25 protein-coding genes are annotated in these 23,696 nt (G+C 51.6%); 3 read left to right on the forward strand and 22 right to left on the reverse strand.

Going from position 1 to position 23,696, the window contains the following annotated elements; genetic code table 11:
* Nucleotides 1–218: 218 nt before the first annotated feature.
* From cobA to nirB, 4 genes are read right to left on the reverse strand one after another with little or no spacing between them, the layout of a single operon-like run.
* The gene (gene cobA / locus BLR64_RS10760) at nt 219–986 is read right to left on the reverse strand and encodes a uroporphyrinogen-III C-methyltransferase (RefSeq protein ID WP_090714115.1); all 768 of its coding nucleotides are present in this window, start codon (nt 984–986) and stop codon (nt 219–221) included.
* Nucleotides 983–1,858 carry a formate/nitrite transporter family protein gene (locus BLR64_RS10765; protein ID WP_090714116.1) on the reverse strand — a complete coding sequence of 292 codons (876 nt, stop codon included), beginning with the start codon at nt 1,856–1,858 and terminating at the stop codon, nt 983–985. Before BLR64_RS10765 ends, cobA begins: the two co-directional genes overlap by 4 nt.
* Before the next feature lie 30 nt (nt 1,859–1,888).
* Nucleotides 1,889–2,200, reverse strand: coding sequence for a nitrite reductase small subunit NirD (nirD, locus tag BLR64_RS10770; protein ID WP_090714152.1), 312 nt, complete (start codon nt 2,198–2,200; stop codon nt 1,889–1,891).
* A 19-nt stretch (nt 2,201–2,219) separates the two neighbouring features.
* Entirely contained in the window at nt 2,220–4,652 is a 2,433-nt protein-coding gene (gene nirB, locus BLR64_RS10775; protein WP_090714117.1) for a nitrite reductase large subunit NirB, read from the reverse strand.
* A 344-nt stretch (nt 4,653–4,996) separates the two neighbouring features.
* On the opposite strand from nirB, the gene BLR64_RS10780 reads away from it, so the two are divergent.
* Both BLR64_RS10780 and BLR64_RS10785 read left to right on the forward strand, forming a co-directional pair.
* Nucleotides 4,997–5,593 (forward strand): ANTAR domain-containing response regulator, encoded by a 597-nt coding sequence (locus BLR64_RS10780; RefSeq protein ID WP_090714118.1) that lies wholly within the window; start codon nt 4,997–4,999, stop codon nt 5,591–5,593.
* A gap of 12 nt (nt 5,594–5,605) precedes the next feature.
* Nucleotides 5,606–6,661: an anthranilate phosphoribosyltransferase gene (locus tag BLR64_RS10785; RefSeq protein WP_090714119.1), complete on the forward strand. Its 1,056-nt coding sequence runs from the start codon at nt 5,606–5,608 to the stop codon at nt 6,659–6,661.
* Between the two features lie 572 nt (nt 6,662–7,233).
* Here BLR64_RS10785 and BLR64_RS10790 read toward each other — a convergent pair.
* From BLR64_RS10790 to BLR64_RS10845, 12 genes are all read right to left on the reverse strand, one after another.
* Complete coding sequence (locus tag BLR64_RS10790) at nt 7,234–7,737, reverse strand: DMT family transporter (RefSeq protein WP_090714120.1); 504 nt, start codon at nt 7,735–7,737, stop codon at nt 7,234–7,236.
* A 22-nt stretch (nt 7,738–7,759) separates the two neighbouring features.
* On the reverse strand, nt 7,760–8,185 hold the full coding sequence (locus BLR64_RS10795) for a DMT family transporter (protein WP_068724547.1): 426 nt from the start codon (nt 8,183–8,185) through the stop codon (nt 7,760–7,762).
* A 166-nt stretch (nt 8,186–8,351) separates the two neighbouring features.
* Nucleotides 8,352–8,753, reverse strand: a complete 402-nt coding sequence (locus BLR64_RS10800) for an NUDIX hydrolase (protein ID WP_090714121.1) — start codon at nt 8,751–8,753, stop codon at nt 8,352–8,354.
* A 105-nt stretch (nt 8,754–8,858) separates the two neighbouring features.
* Nucleotides 8,859–10,823 (reverse strand): elongation factor G, encoded by a 1,965-nt coding sequence (locus tag BLR64_RS10805; protein ID WP_090714122.1) that lies wholly within the window; start codon nt 10,821–10,823, stop codon nt 8,859–8,861.
* 142 nt (nt 10,824–10,965) lie between these two features.
* Nucleotides 10,966–11,145 (reverse strand): hypothetical protein, encoded by a 180-nt coding sequence (locus tag BLR64_RS10810; protein ID WP_090714123.1) that lies wholly within the window; start codon nt 11,143–11,145, stop codon nt 10,966–10,968.
* Nucleotides 11,146–11,248: 103 nt separating this feature from the next.
* Nucleotides 11,249–11,461 carry a hypothetical protein gene (locus BLR64_RS10815; RefSeq protein ID WP_090714124.1) on the reverse strand — a complete coding sequence of 71 codons (213 nt, stop codon included), beginning with the start codon at nt 11,459–11,461 and terminating at the stop codon, nt 11,249–11,251.
* Between the two features lie 88 nt (nt 11,462–11,549).
* Entirely contained in the window at nt 11,550–12,422 is an 873-nt protein-coding gene (gene sigJ, locus BLR64_RS10820; protein ID WP_341833379.1) for an RNA polymerase sigma factor SigJ, read from the reverse strand.
* 28 nt (nt 12,423–12,450) lie between these two features.
* Complete coding sequence (locus BLR64_RS10825) at nt 12,451–13,638, reverse strand: NAD(P)/FAD-dependent oxidoreductase (RefSeq protein WP_090714125.1); 1,188 nt, start codon at nt 13,636–13,638, stop codon at nt 12,451–12,453.
* Nucleotides 13,639–13,786: 148 nt separating this feature from the next.
* Nucleotides 13,787–15,067, reverse strand: coding sequence for a sensor histidine kinase (locus BLR64_RS10830; RefSeq protein WP_090714126.1), 1,281 nt, complete (start codon nt 15,065–15,067; stop codon nt 13,787–13,789).
* The gene (locus tag BLR64_RS10835) at nt 15,054–15,734 is read right to left on the reverse strand and encodes a response regulator transcription factor (protein ID WP_090714127.1); all 681 of its coding nucleotides are present in this window, start codon (nt 15,732–15,734) and stop codon (nt 15,054–15,056) included. The genes BLR64_RS10830 and BLR64_RS10835 overlap by 14 nt, the downstream gene beginning before the upstream one ends.
* Nucleotides 15,735–15,865: 131 nt before the next feature.
* Complete coding sequence (locus tag BLR64_RS10840; RefSeq protein WP_090714128.1) at nt 15,866–16,642, reverse strand: ABC transporter ATP-binding protein; 777 nt, start codon at nt 16,640–16,642, stop codon at nt 15,866–15,868.
* A gap of 17 nt (nt 16,643–16,659) precedes the next feature.
* On the reverse strand, nt 16,660–19,011 hold the full coding sequence (locus BLR64_RS10845) for an ABC transporter permease (RefSeq protein WP_090714129.1): 2,352 nt from the start codon (nt 19,009–19,011) through the stop codon (nt 16,660–16,662).
* A gap of 83 nt (nt 19,012–19,094) precedes the next feature.
* On the opposite strand from BLR64_RS10845, the gene BLR64_RS10850 reads away from it, so the two are divergent.
* Entirely contained in the window at nt 19,095–19,619 is a 525-nt protein-coding gene (locus BLR64_RS10850) for a YfiT family bacillithiol transferase (RefSeq protein ID WP_090714130.1), read from the forward strand.
* 84 nt (nt 19,620–19,703) lie between these two features.
* Here BLR64_RS10850 and BLR64_RS10855 read toward each other — a convergent pair whose 3' ends face one another.
* From BLR64_RS10855 to BLR64_RS10880, 6 genes are all read right to left on the reverse strand, one after another.
* Complete coding sequence (locus BLR64_RS10855; RefSeq protein WP_090714131.1) at nt 19,704–20,873, reverse strand: alanyl-tRNA editing protein; 1,170 nt, start codon at nt 20,871–20,873, stop codon at nt 19,704–19,706.
* A complete protein-coding gene (locus BLR64_RS10860; protein ID WP_208607162.1) occupies nt 20,866–21,324 on the reverse strand; it encodes a GNAT family N-acetyltransferase in 459 nt (152 codons plus the stop codon). Before BLR64_RS10860 ends, BLR64_RS10855 begins: the two co-directional genes overlap by 8 nt.
* A gap of 24 nt (nt 21,325–21,348) precedes the next feature.
* Nucleotides 21,349–22,113 (reverse strand): TSUP family transporter, encoded by a 765-nt coding sequence (locus BLR64_RS10865; protein ID WP_090714132.1) that lies wholly within the window; start codon nt 22,111–22,113, stop codon nt 21,349–21,351.
* Nucleotides 22,114–22,179: 66 nt separating this feature from the next.
* Complete coding sequence (locus BLR64_RS10870; protein ID WP_090714155.1) at nt 22,180–22,614, reverse strand: NUDIX hydrolase; 435 nt, start codon at nt 22,612–22,614, stop codon at nt 22,180–22,182.
* An 85-nt stretch (nt 22,615–22,699) separates the two neighbouring features.
* On the reverse strand, nt 22,700–22,879 hold the full coding sequence (locus tag BLR64_RS10875) for a hypothetical protein (protein WP_090714133.1): 180 nt from the start codon (nt 22,877–22,879) through the stop codon (nt 22,700–22,702).
* Between the two features lie 60 nt (nt 22,880–22,939).
* The gene (locus BLR64_RS10880) at nt 22,940–23,656 is read right to left on the reverse strand and encodes a YebC/PmpR family DNA-binding transcriptional regulator (RefSeq protein WP_090714134.1); all 717 of its coding nucleotides are present in this window, start codon (nt 23,654–23,656) and stop codon (nt 22,940–22,942) included.
* Between the last annotated feature and the right edge of the window lie 40 nt (nt 23,657–23,696).

Raw genomic sequence — 23,696 nt, forward strand, 5'->3', positions numbered from 1 at the left:
GCGAAAATTGTATATAAAGTATATCACAAGTTGAAACGGCTATGCCGTCCTTATAAGGACGGTATCCGTTTCTGCGAGAAAGATAAGGATAAACTATGGCGTGACACATATACTTTCTTATCTTTCAAAACAAACCCGAAAACATATACATGCCTTAAAAACAATTATAGTCCCGAAGAGTCATCTTCCTGTGTGACAGCACTCACTCTATCTAAAAGTTAGCCCGTGCGGAAACGTGCTTTATGCTGAAGACTAAGCACCTGCTCTCTTATATTAACCACTTCACCAATGATAATCATCGCCGGGTTGCTGATCTTCATCACTGCTGCAAGCTTTACGATGTTCGCGAGCGTTCCTGTAACGGTCCGTTCTTGCGCCGTCGTGCCTTTTTCAATCAAGGCCACCGGAGTCTGCGGGTCTTTTCCATGCCTGATCAGCTGCTCCGTAATCTCCCCCAGGTGACTCATTCCCATGTATATGGCCAAGGTATCGACACTGTGAGCCAGGGAATCCCAGCGGACTGGCTCAGCTGCGTCATTACAGCGGCTGCCGGTGACTACAGCGAAGGAGGCAGCTACCCCGCGGTGAGTCAGCGGGATTCCGGCCGAAGCCGCTGTACCGACTGCAGAGGTGATCCCCGGAATGACCTCAAAGGGAATCCCGGCATCTGCGGCAGCAAGCAGCTCCTCACTGCCTCTGCCAAAGACAAAAGGATCTCCGCCCTTCAGCCGGACCACCCTGCTTCCAGCGGTCGCGTGCATGATCATCAGCCGCTCGATGGATTCCTGCGACATGGAATGCTGGCCCGGTGCTTTGCCGCAATAGATGCGCAGCGCCTTCTCCGGTGCATACTCCAGCAGCTCCTCATTTACCAGCCGGTCATAGAGAATAACATCCGCCGCCTGGATGCGGCGCATAGCCTTAACTGTAATCAACTCCGGATCTCCCGGACCTGCTCCGACAATCGATATGCTCCCTTGCTTCATAGGCTTTTCTCCAGTGTTGCTGTCTTGGCAATGGCGCCTTCGCCATGACCGGACGGCATTGCAACCGTAGTTGCGGAACGGCCTGACCGGAAACCGTTCTGGGCGAGATAAATGAGCAGTCCGGTGAACAGCACACCGCCAACCAGATTGCCGAGCAGCACAGGGATACCGTTCCAGATCCACCAGTCAGCGAAGCTGACGTTTGCCCCGAGCATCATGCCGGCCGGGATGACGAACATATTGACTACCGTATGCTCAAAGCCCTGGGCAAAAAAGGTCAGAATCGGCAGCCACATCGCGGTAATTTTGCCGGCGGTGGATTTGGAGGTCATCGCCAGCACGGCCCCGAGGGTTACCATCCAGTTACAGAGAATCGCCTTGATGAAAGCCAGCCCCATGCCGTCTGCCCCCATGCTTTTATAAGCGGTGGTCTTGGCTTCACTTGTGGTTATCAGCGTCTGGATCATCGGATTTGACATATCCGTGCCCATTTTGGTGATCGTCAGCCCATACAGTGCGGCATACACTGCACAGCCGATCAGATGTCCGATAATAACCCAAAAGAAATTGTTCAGCATCCGTGCTGTACTCGTCTTTTTCTCCAGAACCGCCAGAGGGATCAAGGCGAAGCTGCCGGTAACCAGCTCGAAGCCGAGCAGGATAATCATCACAAAGCCCACCGGGAATAAAAGCGCACCGATCATCGGAAGCTTGGTCTGCGCTGCTGCCGTATAAGCAAGCGTTGTCGCACAGGCAAGGATTGCCCCGCCGAGTCCGCCCCGCACAATCAGCTGCAGGATAGACAGCTCCGCTTTTGTTTTTCCGGCTTCAATCATGGAAGACAGCACTTCATTCGGTTTCACATAATCCATAACGGTTCCCCCTGTATAATGTAATCAGAATCAGATCGTCAGATAAATCTGTCCGCTGGCCGGGTCCACTTCCACTTCATAGGTCTTCACATGTCCGGTATCCGGAGCAAGCACATTTCCGCTGTGCAGATCAATCCGGGAATCATGAAGCGGACAGTGCACCTTGGAACCGCACACCATACCTTCCGATAAGGCCCCGCCTTTATGGGGGCATTTATTTTCAACAGCTAGCACTTCACCGCTTGTTAGACGAAATATTGCGATTTCAGTGCCCGCCATTTGCAGTTTGCGTGAGCCTTTAATGTCGATATCCTTTACATTGCCTACCAGCACTTTGGTCATTGTCATGGATAAGACCTCCTTATACCGTTTCAGGTTCTGTGATCGGGTTGAAGTTTTTGCGCAGCTCCGGCTCATTGACGATCTGCTTCCAAGGGTCCGTTGTAAGAGCAAGTGTTGCTTCAATTCGCTCCTTCAGGGCCAGCCGTTCTTCTCGGTTCTCCAAGGCCTGCTTGATACTCTCCAGACCAACCCGCTCTACCCAGGTGGAGGTCCGCTCATTCCAGACGGCATTTTCCCTGTAGTATTGCAGGAAAGCACTTGCCCACTCCAGTACCTCATCATCGGTTTTCACCACACAGAGCAGATCGGTTGCACGGACATGCACCCCGCCGTTGCCGCCGATATGCAGCTCCCAGCCTCCATCAATAGCCACAACGCCAAAATCTTTAATCGTTGCTTCAGCACAATTACGAGGGCAGCCTGATACAGCCAGCTTTACCTTGGAGGGTGTGTTCAGCCGCTCAAAAGCTTTTTCCAGCCGGATTCCCATTCCGATCGCATCCTGTGTACCAAAACGGCAGAAGGTCGAGCCGACACAGGTCTTAACCGTTCGCAGCGTTTTGCCGTAGGCATGGCCGGAGGGCATATCCAGCTCCTCCCACATCTTCGGGAGATCCTCCTTTTTGACACCAAGCAGATCGAGTCTCTGGCCGCCGGTGAACTTGACCATTGGCACATCGAACTTGACGGCGACCTCGGCGATTTTAATCAGATCCGCGGGCGTGGTGATTCCGCCGTAAATGCGCGGGACAACGGAATAGGTTCCGTCCTTCTGAATATTGGCATGGTAACGTTCGTTCGTAAACCGGGATTCTTTTTCATCCACATACTCCTCCGGCCAGAGCATACCCAGGTAATAGTTCAGGGAAGGACGGCATTTGGTGCAGCCTTCTTCGTTGTTCCAGTCCAGCACATGCATGACTTCCTTAACGGTCATCAGCTTCATCCGTTTAATTTCAGCTACAATCTCATCACGTCCCAGTGTAGTGCAGCCGCAGATGCCTTCTTTTACCTTAACGGCCTTATCTCCGGCGTACAGCTGAAGCAACCCCTCCACCATCGGCTTACAGCCGCCGCAGGAGGCGGAAGCTTTGGTGCAGGCTTTAATATCGCCCACGCTGGTGCAGCCGCCCGACTGGATCGCCTCGGCAATGGTTCCTTTGGAGACCCCGTTACAGCCGCAGATAATCTCATCCTCTGCCATCGCTTCCAGGCGGTTATTTCCTTTCTGTGATCCCAATGCATCAGCTGATATGCCGAGCAGCAGCTCTTTTTCCTTGCCTTTGATATTCTCGCCGTTCTTCATGAGTGAGAACAGCGGGGCGCCGTCACTGGTATCTCCGAACAAAACCGCACCGATCAGCTTATCTTCCTGTATCACCAGCTTTTTATAGACTCCTTCGATCTCGTCCTGATACCTGAGCGATCTGGAGCCGGGCTGCTCTATGAACTGGCCTGCCGAGAATACATCGACCCCAGATACCTTAAGCTTGGTTGAAGTAACGGAACCGGCATAGCCTTCGGTGTGTGCTCCGCCCAGTCTTTTGGCGAGAACTGCCCCCTGCTCATACAGTGGAGCGACCAGCCCGTAGGCAATTCCCCGGTGCTCGGCACATTCTCCTACAGCATAGATGCCGGGAATGTTCGTTTCCATATAATCATTGACGATAATTCCGCGGTTCACCTGTATGCCGCTTCCGCGGGCCAGCTCCACATTCGGCTTGATGCCGACAGCCATAACGATCAGATCCGTTTCAGCGACCTCGCCGTCTGCGAACAGCAGGCCTTTGACTCTTTTTTTGCCGAGAATCGCTTCGGATTGTTTCTTCAGCAGGAACTTCATTCCTTGCGCTTCCAGCTCCTTCTGCAGCATGACTGCAGCTGCCTCATCCAGCTGGCGTTCCATTAAATATTCGTTGATATGGACAACCGAGACCTCCATTCCCAGATGCAGCAGCCCCCTGGCCGCCTCCAGACCCAGCAGACCTCCTCCGATAACCAGCGCTTTGCGGTGCGTCTTGGCTGTTTCCTGCATAATCTGCGTGTCCTTGATGTCGCGGAAGGCAATTACGCCCTCTTTATCTGCACCGGGCAGCGGAAGCATAAACGGATTGGACCCGGTTGCCAGAATCAGCTCGTCGTAGCCGGCTTCTACTCCTTTATCGGTGCGAACTTTCCGGTTCACCGTATCAATAGAAGTTACAGTATGTCCGGTGTAGAGCCTGATACCGTTACTGCGGTACCATTCCAGGTCATTGATGATGATGTCGTTCATATCCACTCCGCCCGCCAGGACAGATGACAGCATGATCCGGTTGTAGTTGGGGTGAGGCTCAGAACCAAAAATCGTAATTTCATAAGCATCCGGTGCCAGCTTGAGCAAATGCTCAATGGCTCTAACCCCCGCCATCCCGTTTCCGACCAATACCAGTTTTTTGCGTACATCTGACATATGTCTCTCTCCTCTCTATATCCACACCAGAAATCAACAGAAATAGCCCGCTACACTCCGCACAGAAACATAACATTTCCGTTGCGATAAAAGTGATAGCAGGCGCCGTTGCCGCTTCGACCGGATACATCGTTGTATCCGTAGATTTGATGAATTTGTTAAATCGACTATACTACAGCCGATCCCAAAACGTCAACAATTATGACATATAAATTTTAAATAATTTAATTCATCGACAAAACAACCTTAATCGTGTTATATAATATTACATATCTTTTAAAAGTGACAGTGCCTTATTTCTAATGAATAAGATCTTGAAAGATCCTATAAAGGAGCGTCTGGCTATGCATTCCCTGCTCTTGATTCAGAACGGCAGAACAGAGAACGACACAGAGGCGCGCTCCGAGCATAATCCCGGGCGTATACTTGAAGCTTGCGGATATGTGACCTGGACGGCAACCGGTGAGGAGCAGGCTTCTCACTTCATCCGGGATGCCGATGCTACCCTTTTATGTATGCCGGTCACCGAAATTGAGCTCTGGAGACAAAAGCTGCTCAAGCACAAAACCGCACCGGTTCTCTGGTGGTGCACTTCAGCAACTGCGGATCTGTCTGTCACTGCCTGCGGCGACAATGTAATTGTGGACGGAATCCTCTCCCCTTACATGCATGAGCAGGAGATTCACTGGATTCTTCATTTCAGCTCCAGACAGTGCTTTGAGCGCCAGCAATGGCACAAGGAGAAGGAGCAGCTGCTCGCGCGTATCGAGGAACGTAAATGGATCGACATGGCCAAGGGCATTCTGTCCAAGGCTAAAAACATCAGTGAATCCGAAGCCTATGACCTCTTGCGCAAGCAGGCGATGAATGAACGCAAACGGATGGTGGATGTAGCCACTTCCATCGTTAAGGTCTACCAGCTGCTCCAGGATCAAACTTAAGGAGAATCCGATATGATCAATCAATTAAAAGAAGTGGCCAGAGGCAAGCGCGGCGCCCGTGATTTGAGTTATGAGGAAGCGCTGGCAGCAGCTGAGGCGATTCTCTGCCAGACTGCATCCCCCGTGCAGATCGGCGCCTTCCTGATTGCCGAGCGGATTAAGCTGGAGAGCATTGAGGAGCTTGAGGCGTTTGTTGCGGTATGCCGCAAATATGCCCTCCGGGAGCCGATGCAGCAGGGGCTGGACTGTGCCGGCCCTTATGACGGACGGAAGAATTCCTTCATCGCTACCTTCCCGACCGCTTTCCTGCTGTCTGCGGCAGGTGTTCCTGTAACGCTGCATGGTGCAGCACCGCTTCCGCCAAAATGGGGCATAACACTGCAGGATATTATTGAGGCATCTGGCGTCCGTGTTGGCGGTCTAACACAGGCTGACGTTGTTACAGCTGCTGCAGGTAGCGGTGTGCTGTTCGCTCAGGCGGATCTGTGGTGTCCGCCGCTCGGTGCATTACGTCCGTTAAGAGAGGATATCGGGATGCGGACGATTCTAAATACCGCCGAGAAACTGATCGACTACTCCTGCTCCCCCTACATTGTATTCGGCATCTATCATAATACCGTGTTCGACCGGATTTCCAGGCTGATCATTAAGCTTGGCTACCGGAAAGGTCTGGTTGTGCAGGGTGTTGAAGGATCCGAGGATCTGTACATCGACCGGCCAAATCGTGTGTATACCATAGCTGACGGCCAGGCCCAGCTTGATATTATCGACCCCGAGTCACTGGGACTGGAGACGGAAGTGCCGGAGCTGGACTGGACACCGGAGCTTCAGCTGCAGAACGCAGAAGCGGTGCTGCAGGGCCGCGGGCATATGGCATTTTACAACCAGACGCTGCTGAACGGCGGGGCCCGGCTGCATCTGGCCGGCAAAGCCGGCTCGCTGGAGGAAGGCGTGTACACCTGCAAGCATCTGCTCGACAACGGCAGCGCCTGGGCGGTGTATGAGAAGTGGCGCAGCGCGCTGCTGGGCAGCAAGGCGCCATCAGTGGGCCGGGTCGGCCAGGTGTAGGCCGGGTTGGCGGCTGCCTGCCGGAGCAAGGTCGGTGCTGGGCTGATGCTGGGATGATGCTGGGCTGATGCTGGGATGATGCTGGGCTGATGCTGGGATGATGCTGGGCTGATGCTGGGCTGATGCTGGGCTGATGCTGGGCTGATGCTGGGCCGGAGTAAGGCCACAGCAGGGCCGGAGCTAGGCTGGAGCATGGTCGGAGCATGGTCGGAGCATGGTCGGAGCGGTGCCAAACCGGGGCCGGAGGGCGTGGAGATACGGCGGGTCGTAGAGGGATTTTCCCCTCTATTATGGTCATCCCCGCCTACTTTTGGTCGAGATAAGGGGATTTCTCCCTCTATTTCGATCATTCCAGTCAACTTTTGGCTATAATAATGGGATTTTTCCCGTTACTTTACTCCCCCAGGCAACTTCCGCCTAAGACAAAAAGATCCCCCTTATACTCCGATCACACCAGCCCTCCTTCTTGCCAACTCAACTGCCTTGTCCACTCACCCTCACTCTACAGTCAGCCAACCAAACACCAACAAAAAAGACCGAAGCTCCCCTCCCAGGAAGCTCCGGCCTATCCGTTATTTTGTGCCCAGCGCAGTCTGGCGCTTCTTATCCGCCGCAGCCGTTTCCTGCCCGCCTTTTTCCCCTCTTCCGCCCAGTTTAAAGACGAGAATACCGCCGACGATGACTAGCACACCGAGCAGCTGATTCAGGTTAAAGGGAACCTTTTCCAGCCCCATCCAGCCAAGGGAATCCCACAGTAGCGCGAATCCTAATTGCGAGGTCAGCACGATTGCAATCGCAAAGGTCGCTCCAAGCAGCTTCGTTGCCTGCACCAGACAGATAACTACGCCGACGCCGATCACTCCGCTGAACCAGTACCACGGCTGCATATGCTGTAGTGTAAACATCCCGGTCCCCTGAGTAATCAGCCCCATAATAAGTGAAGCGATAAAGCCCATCCCGAGTACGAGCGTGGTGGTCGACCAAGAGCCTGTATGCTCGTTGACTTTACTGTTAAAAATATTCTGCAGGCCTACAAGCGCTCCTGCCACCAATGCCAATATAATGCCGATTATCATAAAAATTATCCCCTTCTTTGCATTAAAGTTTTAGAATCAGCACGCCGGCAATCATCATTCCGATTCCGATGAACTGCGGCAGGCGCATTTTTTGCTTCACTACTCCGAACCAGCCGTTACTGTCAATCATAAAGGTCATGAACAGCTGGGCGATCAGGAGTGCGGATATAGTCAAAGTAACTCCCACATGCTGAATAGCGGTTACCTCACTGAAAATAATGAACGCCGCCAGTGCGCCACCGGTCAAGTACAGCGGATTTACTTTTTTAAAGCCTTGCTTCTTCCCGTCGCGTACGAACAGCAGAATCGCCAAAGCCATAATAAAACCGGTTAATTGTGTGATAGTTGCTGCCTGCCAAGTGCCGATGTCCTGGCTGATCCGTGCGTTTGCGACCCCCTGCAGCGTAATGCAGGCCCCGCCTATAAAAGCAAAAATAATCCCCTTCATGTCTTCTCTCCTCTATGTGTTCTCTGCCTTAATTAAATGACATCCGGCGTAATCCGTGAAGGACATATGTCCTAAATTACAATTTCCCCTTAGCTTTGCACCAAAAAGCCCGGTTCAATCCTCATTATAAGAGGCTGAAACGGGCCTTTAATAAACATTAACTCAATTAAGATAACAGCTTCATCTCATGCAGCCGGTCAAAAATCAGCCTGCTGACCGCCGACACCCGCTCCCTGTCTGCAAACGTAAGCCAGGCCAGTTCAGCAATTTCTGCAGCCGGTGCAAGCGTACCGTTATATTCTGCAGTCAGGCAGGTCATCCGCACCTGCACACCGGGTTCTTTACCATGTGCTTCAGCTTCAAATGTGCCAAAATGCCGGATACTCTCCGGAATAATCTGTACCGTCAATTCCTCTTCAATCTCGCGTATCAGCGTTTCGTTGTCCGTCTCGCCCGCTTCCCGTTTGCCTCCGGGGAAATAATAGGTGTCTTTACCGTGAGAACGAGCGCCGAGCACCTTCCCGTCTACAAGATGAATCCAGGCAATCTTGTCTATCACTGTGGTCATTTGTTATCCTCCTCGAAATTTAAGGCCTTTGCTTCTATTCATTAAAAGCTATCTCCCCCGCTCCTTAAAGGACAGATGTCCTACACAGTTTATCCGCTAAATGTCTCAGAGATCCGGCTTAACATGCATATGCCCGGCCGCCTCATCCCAAGGAACCGCATAGGCCTGTCCTTTTGCACAAAAGATCGAAGCCGACTGATAAGCCGGATCGGCATTCTTATCGTATTGCTTCATGCCGATGATCTGTCCCGCCTGATGGCAGACTTGGTACCCGCCGGCCCGCAGGGACAGAGCCCCTTTGCCTTGGGTCATGGATGCCATCCTGACCGGATAATTCATGAATGTGGCAACCGGCACCGTTCCGGTCAACACAGCCGTTTCACCATTCATTTCAGGTGCGGTAAAGCTGCCGCTGGCCTGCTGAATATCGGACATCACCTTGCCTACATGATCGGCATGGATTCTGATTTTGAAATCATAAAACGGCTCCAGCAGCACATTCTCCGCCTGCTCCAGCCCCTGACGCAAGGCACGCAGCGCGGCTTCCCGGAAATCTCCGCCGGAGGTATGCTTGTTATGCGCCCTGCCGCTCAGGAGCGTAATCTGAACATCGGTCAGCGGCGAGCCGGTCAGCAGGCCGTGATGCCCTTTTTCCAGCAGCACCTGAACAATCTGATTCTGATAGCCGATAGCCAGATGATCAGGATGACACTTGTTATGTACCGTAACGCCGCTTCCGCGTTCACCCGGTTCAAGCTTCAGATGGACCTCGGCATAATGGCCGAGCGGTTCAAAATGTCCACAGCCGTAAACCATGCTATTTATCGTCTCCATATACAGAATCTCCGGATCACCAAAAGTTACCTGAATTCGGAACCGTTCCCGGAGCACCTGCTCCAGCACCTCCAGCTGGATCTGGCCCATGACCTGAATTTGCAGCTCCTGAAGTATTTCATCCCAGCTTACATTCAGCGAAGGATCTTCTGCACCAAGCTGCTGAAACGCCTGCAGCACCTCTTTCAGGTGAACCGGAGGTTCGAAGCAGACTTTGGATTTTAGCGCAGGAACGAGTCCGCTTTCTATGGTATCTTCCAGCTCTCCGACGCCTTCCCCCGGGCCGGCAGCCGTTACGCCGGTAACGGCAAACAATTCACCCGCCGCAGCCCATTCGGCCGCTGCCGTCTTCGACCCGTTAATCCGCCGGATACCGGTAATCCGTTCAGAGATCCGCTTTCCGGCAGGACCGCAGGTTAACTCTTCCCGTACCTTAAGTACACCTTGCAGCGCTTTAATATAAGTGATTCTTGTGCCCTTGTCATCGTAGCGGACCTTGTATACTCTTCCGGCAAAAGGCAGACGGTAATCATATTCCGTGACCGCAAGCGCATCCAGATTACGGAGGAAGCTGCCGATCCCTTCGTCCAGCAGAGCGGAGCCTGCCATGCAAGGAAAGATTTTGCCCTGCCGTACCAGCTTAACCAGCGCCTCCTTCCAGGCCGGCTCGTCCAGGCTTCCATCGAGATAAGCCTCAAACAGCCCCTCATCCCGTTCCGCCAGAAAAGAGCACAGCTCCTCATTCACAGCGCCAGCATCAAGCTCCGGCAGCATCAAGGCATCTTCGCTGAGCAGCTGGCGGATCTCATTTAGCACACGCTGCGGATCGGCACCGGTCCGGTCTATTTTATTGATAAAAAAGATGGTCGGAACCCCATGTGAACGCAGCAGCTGCCATACCGTCTCCGTATGACCCTCCACACCTTCAACTGCGCTGACAATCACAACGGCATAATCGAGAATCTGGAGTACCCGCTCCATCTCCGGAGAAAAATCGACGTGGCCGGGAGTGTCCAGCAAAAAGTAACGTGAATCACCGTAGCTGAATTCCGCCTGATCAGCGAATACGGTGATGCCGCGCGCTTTTTCAATCTCATGGGTGTCCAGAAAAGTATCCTTATGGTCCACTCTGCCCCTGCTGCGGATCGCTTCTGTATGGTAGAGCAGCTGCTCGGCGAAGGTCGTCTTTCCGGCATCGACATGGGCAAGCAGCCCGATTGTAATATTCTTGGTCATTTTTGCTGACAGTACACCTCCAAAAGTATAGTTCGTTTTCTTTATATACACCTGTATGTACCTCATACAAAATACACGGCAAACCATCCCTTCTCATTATGGGCGGTTTGCCGTGCTTGATCAATCCTGTGAAACGCATTATCTATCCCTGCCTGGAACGGTTACGGCCTTCCTGATAGACGGCCAGCGCCCAAACCAGAACAAACAATGGAATAAAAATATACCAGGGAAGGGTTACAGTATCACCGATTATAAACGAAATAAGAAGTAGGACCGCTATGACAATTATGGAATACAGCACGCCTCGTCCAAAAGTTCTCATTTTTCCCGCCTCCACTTCATTCAGGTATATCCAATATTACCCAAACTGGAGGGAATAACTCTAATTAGCGGGATTTCCGTGTTATATCTCTGAGTGCTCCTCTTTATACCTTTCTTTTCTTGAAGAAGATATACAATAAAAATACTGCCGCTAACACAACAATAGCTAACATTAATAGTGTCGGATAATTGATAGAAAAGCCAAAGTCACCTTGAAACAGGTTGTCTTTTGGAGGATCATGCTTAACAGATAGGCCGTATTTATCTATTAACTCAGCCTTCTTGTCTTCCGTTAGATTATTTACTGCAGTTACCATACCCTCTCCCCCTCGAAAAGCTTGCTATACCTGACAACCCACATAGTTATTCAATATTTGCCGCGGTCCAATCCTTTCACGTTAGAACTCAGGAATGTTCAAAATGTCTGAGTTTATCGGGATTGTGGATAAGATAAATGTTGCGGATTACGTGTCCGGTACTATGAAATAATGCAACGGAATCGACATGCTCTCCCACACGGAAGATGACCCCGGTCTGGCCGTTGATCTTGCTAATCTCGATCTGTACTCCCTCTTGCTGGTACAATTTATGGAAAGAACCAAATAGAAATTTGGACACGGAATCGGGCTGTGAGATCGGGCGGACGGCGGCGAATACCTTCCCTCCCCCATCGGAAATAAGAATGACATCATCAGCCAGCATGGAGATGACCTGCTCTGTATTATCCCGCTCAAGTGCGGCCAGGAACCGGCGAACCCACAACTCTTTGTCACTCTCGACGACATCCGGCTCTCCTGCACCTGTGCCTATTTTCATCTTTGCGCGGCTAAATAGCTTCCGGCAGTTTATCTCACTTTTACCAATGATCTCGGCGATTCCACCGTATTCGATGCCGAGAGCCTCGCGCAATACGAATACCGCACGCTCTGCCGGTGACAGCTTCTCCAGCATTACCAGGACTGCATAGGACAGCAGCTCATCACGGACTATGAAATGGAGCGGATCCGACTCCGCAGTAGGGATGGGTTCGGGAAGCCACTCACCGGCATAATATTCCCTTCGCCTGCGGGCCGATTTATACAGGTCCCGGCAGCGGTTTACGACCATTTTACACAAATACGCCTTTGGCTCTTCGGTCAGGCCAGCCGGGTTCACATTGTATACTTTGAGAAAAACGTCCTGAACGGCATCTTCCGCATCGGACCATGTACCCGTCATTTGATAAGCCAGCGTAAGCATTAATTTTTTGTACTGACGGTATAATTCCTCTATCTCCACCGCCCCCGTTTTTTTGAACTCATACCTGTTAAGTCGTCAGCATACTCGCTGTATCCCAAGTATATTTTTTGATTTTCCAGCTCAATTTCCCTGTGATCACAAAATCGAGTCCCCACTTATTCACCCAGGTTAATCCTTTACCGGGACCTAGTCCGATGCAGAACAAATTCATATAGCTTTCATGGACCGGCGCCTGTTGCCCCTCGAGATCTGCCAGGATGATTTTGGCAAGCCGGGCCGCTTGGGGAATTGCTTCCTTACAAGTCCTGCCGTCTACAAGGCCGTTGACCGGGTCTATGATTCTGGCGCAGTCACCGATACTGTATACACCCGGCATATCTGCTACTCTATAGCTGAAGTCTACCTGTACGTATCCTTCCGAGGTTACTGGCAGGCCGATCGCTGACAGCATCGGATTAGGCTGCAGCCCGAGTGTCCAGATGCATAAACCTGCAGGCCGGCACTCACCGCTTGATAACCATAATACCCCATCTTCTTCTTTGATTACACGTTTATTATGCAGAGTATTTATACCGATGTCCCGGAGGAGATGTTCCAGTCTCAACCCTACTTTGGCTGGACCGTCCAAAAAGAGACGCTCGTGTGCATTGTACAGGTCAATTGTTACGGCTTTGGGGTCAAGTCCCAGCCGCTCAGCATCCTTGCGGGCGTAGTAAGCCAGCTCTGCCGCAGTCTCAATGCCGCTAATTCCAGCTCCCGCAACGACAATTTGCAGCAACCGGTCGCGTTCACTTGGTTCATTTTCAGCAGCAGCCTGTTCCAGATTAGTTAGCCATTTGCTGCGGATTTTCTGAGCATTTTCCAGTGAAGTGAGCGGAATCCCGCCATGTCCGGGATCAGGCTGCCGGATCACACTGCCCGCTGCTACAATGAGCACATCATAGCTCATTCCATGCTCCACTCCCGAAGGATTCACATACAGCAGCTTCTTTTCTTGTGCATTAATGTTGGATACGATGCCCTGCACCAATTCAACACCGTCCGGAAACAGCTTAGTCAGTGGAACTCGTATATCTTCATTCGAAACGGCCGGTCTAAACATTAATACTTTACGCAGATGGAAATCATTTTTATCAATCATGACAAGCCGCAGCGGATACTTCCCTGCTTGATCCTTGAACCATTTCCGGATTTCCTTCACAGCATGAATCCCCGCATACCCGGCACCGATAACAACACATGTCAATGTTTTCATGCAATCTACTCCTTCTGTAGTTTGCATATAGAACGAGGCAGCCACCTTTTTTGTGACACAGGAATTATATAAATTAAATTGTATTAGACACATCATAAAAAAGAGCCCTATAAACTCCAAGGCTCTTCGCATACTCTCTATTATCATTTCAGTACCGCAACACCAGCACAAACCGCATCCCTTCTGCAGATGCCTCACCGTAAATATCTCCGTCCATCTTGCGCATCAGCTGGCGGCAGATGAACAGGCCCAGCCCGTTGCCCTGCTTGCCGGCGCTGTTCGAGCCGCGCCAGAAGCTGGCGAAGATATGCGGCAGCTCGGAAGCCGGAACGGGAGCGCCGGTGTTCTCGATGAGGATCAGCTGACGGTAATCCTCTTCCCGGAAGCTGATTCTTATTAGCGTGCCGTCCCCGTATTTGATCGCGTTCTCCAGCAGGTTGTCCATCACCTCAAGCAGCTTATCCGGGTCCCCAAGCAGCAGCTTGTCGTCAGGTATAGCTACATCGAAACGGATTCTGAGCAGTTCAAGGCGCTCCTTGTAATGATCCGTCACCCGTCTGATCCAGTCTTTCAGGTAAAATTCCGCTACGTGCACCTCTGTCTCCTGGAGGGAGGACACGGATGCAGCGATGATGCTGCTGATCATCTGCTCTATTTGTCCGGCCTTTTGGCCGATCAGGCTGGCGGATGCCCTGCGTTTGTCTTCGTTGTCATAGAGCCCTTCCGCCAGCGCACTGGAGTACAGCTTAATCGCTGCGACTGGTGTTTTGAGCTCATGCGACAGGGAGGCGATCAGGGTCTGGCGGTCTTTTTCCAGCCGCAGATTGGTCTGCTTCTGGCGGTCCAGCGTCTCGCGCAGCAGGTTTAGCCCCCAGACAAATTTGCCAAAAAACCTGCTTTTGCTCTCCTTCATATCCTGGGTCAGATTGCCCTTGGATAATGCATAAGGAAGCTCCTCGATCGTATGGAACGGCCTGATAATCTGCTTGCGGATGTAAATTAGCAGGCCACATATGGCAGCAAGTGCTGTACCAAGCAGTATGACCGTCAGCAGAAGCAGCGGTGAACGGCTTGCACCGGATGAATACTCCAGCCTCAAATAACCTGCCGGCTCAACTCCACGGTATATAGGCTTAACGGTATACTCGGCATTGTTCTGCACACCCGTGCCGTCAAAAAATCCGCGCACGGCCTCCGGCTCTGCTTCCCATTCCAGCCATGCAGCATTTCGCACATAAGTATATCCGTCCAGCTTAAGTTCACCGGGCTCACGCCCGTCACTTACCTCCCGGGTAATACGGTTGACCTCAATCCGGTATGCTTTGTCTCCTGAGTCTCCAGCCAGCTTGAAGCCATAAGCGGTAAACAAGGCAATCACCACGATACCGATACTTATCGTGCAGAGAATCAGCCGGTCAAACCGCTTCATACTTGTAGCCCACTCCCCACACCGTTACAATCCGTTTCGGCTGCTTCGGATTAAGCTCAATCTTTTCCCGCAGCTTGTTAATATGTACGGTTAATGTAGACGGCTCGCTGAAGCTGTCCGCTCCCCACACCTGCCCGAACAGCCACTCCTTGCGCAGCGCCTTGCCCCGGTTATTCAGGAGCAGCACCAGCAGCTCATATTCCTTCATTGTCATGGACACCGGAGCTTCTGCCAGAAACACCTGCATGGAGGAGCGGTTGACCAGCAGGTCGCCGTCTGTCAGCAGCTGCCTGTTGTCATTCATCTCATAGCTCCGGCGCATATGTGCCTTTACTTTGGCGATCAGCAGCTGAATGGTAAACGGCTTTTCCAGATAATCGTCAGCCCCCAGCTCCAGCCCGATGATCTTGTTGTCATCCCCGTGCCGGGCACTCATGATCAGAATCGGCAGATTGTATTTTTCCCTGGCCAGTCTGCACACGGCAAAGCCGTCGATCCCGGGCAGCATAATATCGAGCAGCAGCAGCTTTACCGCCTGGCTGTCCAAAAGCTCCAGTCCCTCTTCCGCGCTGGAAGCAGATGCTACAGAGTAGCCCTCCGCCTCCAGAAAATCCCGTATAACCGCAGACAGCTCCAGATTATCCTCAATGACCAAAATATCAGCCAATACCATCCCTCCTGTATCTCTCTATCTCTCTATGGCAGGGTAGGCGACATTTAGCCACTTTATAGCTTGAACTAGCAGTAATTCTATCTTGGGTACTTTATGAAGTTCAATCTATAAAGCTATTCCCCTGCCTACCATCCCTGCCCCATCAGCCACTCATTCAGCCGGCGCTCCCGTTCTCTGACGCCCTCCGCCTCAGCGAATTTGCCAAGCTTCAGCTCGCCCTGGATGTTGCCGTCCACCATATAGAGAACCTTATCAGTCTGCGCGGCTACCTTCACATCATGGGTGACGATCATGATCGTCGTACCTTCCCGGTTGATCCGACACAGCTCCTCCATCACTTCCTTGGCGGCTTTGGAGTTCAGTGCTCCGGTCGGCTCATCGGCAAACAGCATCCGGGGTGCGTTGATCAACGCCCGGCAGATGCAGGCCCGCTGCAGCTGTCCGCCCGACACCTCGGCAATATCATGTCCAGCAATTTCGATGATCCCGAGCTTCCGCATCAGCTTGTCGGCATGTTCGTTGATGTCACTCCGGCTGCGGTTATCTCCTTTGCCCTTAATCGCCTGATAGCCCGATAATATGATATTATCATAGACCGACAGGTTGCCGAGCATATACATTTGCTGAAAAATAAAACCCATCTCATGCAGCCGTACCTCTGCGATCTCATTCTGCGACAGCTGAGACAGCTGCTTCCGGTTAAACAGCACCTCTCCCGCCGTCAGGCGGTCCATCCCGCTGACCGTATAGAGCAGGGTAGATTTGCCGGAGCCGGAAGGTCCCATGACCGACACAAACTCTCCCTCATGCAGGGTGAAATTAATATTCCGCAGCACATTATGCTGGCTTTTGTTCACGATATAGGTTTTGCACAGATTGGTAACTTCAAGTATGGTAGTCATCGCTTCATTCCTCCTGATTATTCTTTATTCATATTCCAGACGTGGATGTGTTTGATTTGTCCGCAGCTGGTATATACCGCCGTTACCACTACGGTCAGAATCACCAGCGGGTACAGCACGTAAACCTGCAGCGGCATAATCTGAAAGTGAAGCTCGGTAAGCCCGAACATCCGGAAGACGAAGCCGAACAGCCGTTCACCGAGAATATTGGCTCCCAGCACGCCTATAGTCAGCGAGCCTGTCAGCAGAATCATAATCCGCAGCACCTGCCACAGCCGGATCAGCCCGTCTGTAAAACCAAGGCTTTTCATAACGGCAATGCCCTGGATCTCCTTGCTGATAAGCAGCCGTACAAACAGGCTTGTAATAAAAAAGATAATCAGGCACACAATGACCGTAAGCAGGCTGATCACACTTTTCAGCTGACCGATAAAGCCGCCGATGACCTCCTTCAGCATTTCATCAGCAGTCTTGATTTCATATTGGCTGAATAACCGCTTCATCTCTGCTGTTATTGCAGCCTTGTCCTGATCCGGTGCATTAATCATGCCGGTGATCATATAAGACGTTGTTATTTGCGGGTAAAATTCCCCGGCCAGCCGGACCATATAGCCTTCATTCGATATGGCCTGAAAAATACCGGTGATCAGGAAGGAATGCTGCCGGCCGTCTATTTCAAATACAATATAATCACCAAGACTTTTGTGATAGACCTCCGACATAATGCTGGTAATCGCTATTTCATTAGCCAGCTCAGGAGCCGTTCCCTGCAGATACTCAAGATTGGCCGCAGGCTCGTTTTTCGTTCCGGAGATACTTCTGTTGCTCTCGCCGTTATCGGATATATACTTTGTCAATGCCGTGTACTCCAAAGAAAGCTGAACATCGAACTTCTGATCCTTAAACTGCTGCTCTACCTTCGACAGCTCCTCGCGGATCTCATTCAGCGGTATATCAGCCACGACGGCTTTCGTATAGAAATCCGCTTCCGTTGTTCCCAGATAGCTTATGAATTTCGGTGTGAGAATCGTATTGGTCAGATTGATAGGGATAATGATGATAGCTGCGCTAAGAATAAAGGTGATAATCAGGGTGGTATAGCTTTTCAGACGGCTCACAACATCGCTCATTGCCAGAAACAGCATCGGATGCAGCCGCTTGCTGCGGTGAAGATGGAACCTGCGTGAAGGCTTGAACCTTTCGCCGGTATGGCCCTGTCTGATCGCGTCGATCGCAGAAGCTTTATTAATTTTGCGCATGCACAGGACACAGAACAGCAGGGTCAGCAGAACAATTGCTATTGCACTCATAATGGAAATGATAATATTGGCTATGCCGCCGGGCAGGATAATATATTCTGCCGTTTTGCGGGACATCAGGGCACTTAGCGGAAAGCTGGCAATCAGCCCGACAGCTCCCCCCATAACAGCAAGGCCTGAATATTTGGCCAGGTATAGTCCCTTGATCGATCCGTTCTTGAAGCCGATGGCCTTCATCACGCCGATCTCCCGGTATTCATCCTGCAGCGTAGACACAATGGTAAATCTCAGTGTCATAAAAGCTATAAAAATCAGAAACAGGCTGATTACAAACAGCATGGCGGAAATAATCTGATCAGTCAGGAAGGAGGTCTTTACAAGCCCCTTGTCGACCTGAAAATTCGCCTGCAGATCCTCCTTGGCAAAAGCTGCCGCTACCGCTGAAGACTCCACTCCTTTAGCTGCCATAAAACTATACTGCACTGAGATTGCTTCCTCAGGTAATGCGCTCTGAATGTCAGCAAAATCCTGCTCTGAAAGGATCAGCCGTTTCAGCCCCATCAGGTCAGCTCCCAAAAAGGCGTCTTTGAAAAATTCTGTTACTTTAAAGCTTTTGGTGATACCGTCAAAATTCATAGTGATGCTGTCGCCAAGCTCCATGCCGGTAGCATTTCTGATGCTTACCGGTATCCCGATCTCGCCTGCATCCAGCTTGAACTGCTGATCGTCCTGACTGAAAATCAAATTCACCTTGTCAGGCACCGTCGCCAGTGTAAGCACCAGATTGCTTGAAAAGCCGTTCCGGCCGGCCGGAAGCTTAATCTGCCGGCTGGTTACACTGATCTGCTGCTCGGAGTATACCTCACCGACGATAGCCTGATTTCGGGTCCAGTCTTTAATCTTTTGCCTGTTCTCCGCTGTATCGGGAATGGTGACACTGTGGTCCGCCACCTTGCTCTTGTCGATAAAATACCCGATGGCCGATGAGGTGGTGTACATCAGGTTTGTTCCGCTCGCCACCAGGGCTGTTGCCAGTGTGATCAGCACGAGCAGTACGATATTCATCGTTTTTTTGCGGCGCAGATCCTTTTTCAGAATGTTCAGAAACACGCTTTGTTCCCCTTTCTCATATCCTTTGAAGTGATTATAATGGGGAAGTTATTAAATAATCCTTAACTGGGGGGATTTTGACTATGGAGAATGATTTGAGATACCCGATTGGCCCGTTTGAGTATGCCGGTGAGATTACCGCTGGTGTTACTACCGCGTGGATCAGGGAAATTGAAGAATTACCGGGACTATTGCGGGAGGCTGTAAAAGAGTTGAATGAGGAGCAGCTGGATACTCCGTATCGTCCAGGCGGATGGTCGGTACGGCAGGTGATTCATCATGTTGCAGATAGTCATATGAATGCTTATGTACGGTTTAAGCTGGCTCTAACGGAAGACAAGCCGGTAATCAAGCCTTATGAGGAGGCAAAATGGGCAGAGCTTCCGGATTATGCCTTGCCGGTTGAGCCATCCCTTTTACTCATTGAAAACCTGCATCAGCGCTGGGTTACCGTTCTGCGTGAGCTGACTCCTGCCGATCTGGAAAAGACCTTTATCCATCCGGAATCCGGTGTAGTTTCATTAGGCAGAAATATCGGCATCTACGCCTGGCACGGCAAGCATCATCTTGCCCATATTACCTCGCTGTGCAGCCGTATGGGCTGGTAAAACAACCCTAATACAACTAAAAAACCTGCCATGGAAAATGGATAAGCCATTCAGGCCATCCCTTCCTAAGGCAGGTTTTGTATATTACTGCTGTTTTACAAATTCATAAAATGCCAGGGCCTGCTCCCAGTCTGTGAAGCCAGCCTGGGCCAGCTTGTCGCTGCCGCCGCCTTTGCCCCCGAAGCCGCCGAGGTGCTCCTTAAAGAACGCACCGCAGGACAGCCCGGCTTTTCCGCTCTGTGCGAACACCAGCTTATTCTCGGCTGCTGACAGCAGCAGCACCGGCAGATCGGTCAAGGCAGTCAGCTTGGCAGCAAGGCTCTGCAGATCCTTGAGCGATTTCTGTTCATAGGTCTGCGCGATAATCCGGCTGCCAGGCTCCTGCGCCGCCAGCAGTTCACCCGCTGCATAACCGTCATTCAGCTCTTTAAGCGCTGTAAGCTCGGCCTGAAGCTGCTTTTGCTCCTGCTCCATTTTTTCAATCCGGTCCATAATCTCGTCCTTGCCGGTATTGAATTTGACGGACAAGGCGCCCAGAATACGCACATTGTCATTGAACTCGGCCAGTGCGCGGCCGCCGCATTTGAACATCACCCGGATGTTGCCCTTCTGCTTGTCCGCTCTCAGCAGCTTGATCATGCCGATGGTCCCGGTCGACGGGACATGAGTACCTCCGCAGGCGTTATATTCAATTCCTTCAATTTCAACAATCCGGATATTCTCAGTCACTGTAGGCTGCTTCACCAGCGGCAGGCGGGCCAGCTCTTCCCCGCTCACGAAATAGCTGCTGATGCTGCTGTTCAGATATATCTGCCGGTTAACCTCGGCCTCCACTTCCAGCATTCTGGCCGGTGACAGCTCTGTCAGCTCAACATCGATGGTTGCATAATCGGTTCCAAGGTGAAAGCTTAGCGTCATCGCCCCGCACAGCTCACGGAATACCGCCGACAACAAATGCTGCCCGCTGTGCTGCTGCATGTGGTCGAATCTCCGCTCCCAGTCCAGCTTGCAGCTGACTTCAGCCCCTCCGGGCAGGCTCTCCACTTTGTGGAACACTTCGCCTTCCTCAAGAATGACATCCAGCACCGGAATACCGCCGATGGTGCCGGTATCGCACGGCTGCCCGCCTCCATGCGGATAGAAGGCTGTCTTTTCCAGGACAAGATACAGCCCGTCTGCTTTTTCCTCAATCCGGCTCACCCTGGTTTCCCACTCCCGGATAAAAGCTGATTCATAATATAATTTATCAGTCATTTGTCTGCTCCGCTCCGTTTCTGTCTACAGCTCCGGCTTCGGCTGGTCCGAAGAACCGTTCCATAATAATATAGTCTTTGCCGCCTTTAGTGAACGACTGCCCCGTTGCAGCCAGTCCAAACTTCTGATAGAAAGGGGCTTTATTGCTGCGTGCATTGCAAAAGATTCTCCGGGCTCCCCGCTGCTCTGCCTCCTTCATCACATGCTGCAGCAGCCTGCTGCCATAGCCTTTGCCCTGCTCGGATTCAAGAGTAGCGAACTTGCGAAACTGCGCTTCATCACCTTCAATGAATAAAGAAACTGCGGAGATCAGCCGCTCACCCTCGAACAGCCCGTAATGCTCCCCGGCATCGTCATCGGCCAGCTTCACATAATCCAGCTCACGCTCCGGCCACATGACCTCATGTCTTAGCTGCCATGCCTGTTCCTTCGGTATGAACCTTATGTCCATATTTCCACCTCTGTCCCGATCTGTTTAGTGCATTGTATCCCATATCTGTTTACCGATCAAGATCACCGTTACCGCAATGAACAACGGTCGGATATACCCTGCTCCCTTGCGGATCGCAACCTTGGAGCCGAGTATCGCGCCGATAACCATCGGGACTCCAAGCACCAGGCCGTAAGAGTAGCTGACCGAGCCCAGCGCCACGAACGTAAGCAGACTGGAGATGTTGCTGGCAAAGTTCAGCACCTTGGCATTGCCGGCTGCCGTCACGAACTCAAAGCCCAGCATCAGAAAGGCAAAGATCAGGAACGATCCCGTACCCGGGCCGAAAAAACCGTCATAAAACCCGATGATCAGGGCAACCAGCATGCCGGTCAGGCGTGTTTTTTTGCTGCCGCCGGAGAAGGTGGATACATCGCCCCACGATTTTTTCAAAAGCGTATAGACTGTAATCACTACCAGCATTACGATGACCAGCGGCTTCAGAAACTCCGAAAGCACCTGCCGGACAGTGAAGGAGCCAGCGACCGCCCCGGCGATCGAGAAAGGTATTAGCAGCCTGATGAGCTGAAAATTGATTTTACCGGACCTGATAAAGGAAGCTGTACTGGTAAAAGAGCACATCGTGCCAGCCAGCTTGTTCGTTCCTAGCAGCAGATGCAGCGGTATGCCCGCCGACAGCAGTGCCGGAATCGAGATCAGTCCACCGCCGCCCACTACAGAATCAATAAATCCGGCCAGAAAGCCGCAAACCACTAAAACTATGATCATTCCAGTACTAATATGATCCATCTCCGGCCTCCTGCTATGTAAACAATGAGTATATTAAACCTTTAAATCTGGAAGGCTTGTGTACACTTAATCCCAGCCGGATTCCATGAACCATTCCCCGCGTCCAAAGGCATCCAGTGCTTTTGTCATGAATGGCAGGGTATTATCCGGGAGCTTGTTCAGGTCAAACCAGCCCAGCTCATCACATTTGTCCGGCTCCATATTGCTCACTTCACCCGACCACTCCTCGGCCCGGAAGAAAAAATCAATCCGTTCCGCGTCCGCTGTCTTAATATGCATTGTCCCCAGCATATGCAAATGTGCCGGATTAATCCGGACCCCGGTTTCCTCCCGCGCTTCACGGATTGCCGCCATATGCAGCGTTTCCCCGCCGTCCAGCTTACCGCCCGGAAAACCGTAATAACCGTCCATATGCCCTGTATTGCAGCGTCTAAGCAGCAGCACCTGACCGCTCTGGACCAGCATGATATGTACAACACTAAGCACCCGGAATTCCGCCATATTGCTTCTATCCCTCCCCTGTAAAATAAAAAAGAGCAGCAGGATCATCTCCTGCCGCTCCCTTAAATCCGTATGGATGCAGTCATTACTTATAAGAATTCTGTTCATTCTTCTTATAAGTTGTCTTGTCATCGCTAAGGGACTCCTTGCGGATGTCGAGCTTCTTCTGCTCCATCTGCTGTGCCTGCTGGCTGGTAACAGCCGCATGATCCAGCTCATCCACAGTGTTCATCAGGTTTTTATCCGGTTTGCTATGGTTCGTCACTGCACTGCCTCCTTAAGGTTACTTGTCATTTCACCTTATTGTGGCAATGAACAGCCCGGATTATTCGGAATCAACGTTGTGATAGACCTGCTGTACATCATCGAGTTCTTCAAGAGCATCGATCAGCTTCTCGAATTGGGCCTCGGCATCCTCCGGAATCTCCACATAATTCTGTGGAAGCATAGTAAGCTCAGCTACGGTGAAATCCGTAATACCGGCACCGCGCAGCGTCTCCTGTACGGCATGGAACTGGTCTGGCTCAGCGTATACGATGACCGCCTCGTCCTCTTCCAGTACATCGCGCACGTCAACGTCGGCTTCAATCAGCAGCTCCATAACTTCTTCAGCGGATTTGCCTTCTACACCGATAACGGCGGTCGGATCAAACATATACGTTACTGATCCGCTGACACCCATGTTCCCGCCGTTTTTGCTGAAGGCGGAACGGACAAGCGGAGCCGTACGGTTCACGTTATTGGTCAATGCATCAATAATGATCATCGAGCCGTTCGGACCAAAGCCTTCATACCGCAGCTCCACATAGTTTTCGTCGCCGCTGCCTTTGGCTTTTTCCAGAGCACGGTCGATAATGGCCTTCGGTACATTATAGGTTTTGGCGCGTTCCAGAACGACCTTCAGTGCACGGTTCGATTCCGGATCCGGTTCGCCTTTCTTCGCTGCTACATAAATCTCAACGCCGAATTTGGCGTAGACCTTACTTGTATTGGCATCCTTGGATGCTTTCTTCTCTTTAATATTATTCCATTTACGGCCCATAGTGTTCGACTCACTTTCCAACATAAGTTATAAACAGTCC

It is taken from the genome of Paenibacillus typhae (assembly GCF_900099765.1).
Classification (GTDB): Bacteria; Bacillota; Bacilli; order Paenibacillales; family Paenibacillaceae; genus Paenibacillus_AQ; species Paenibacillus_AQ typhae.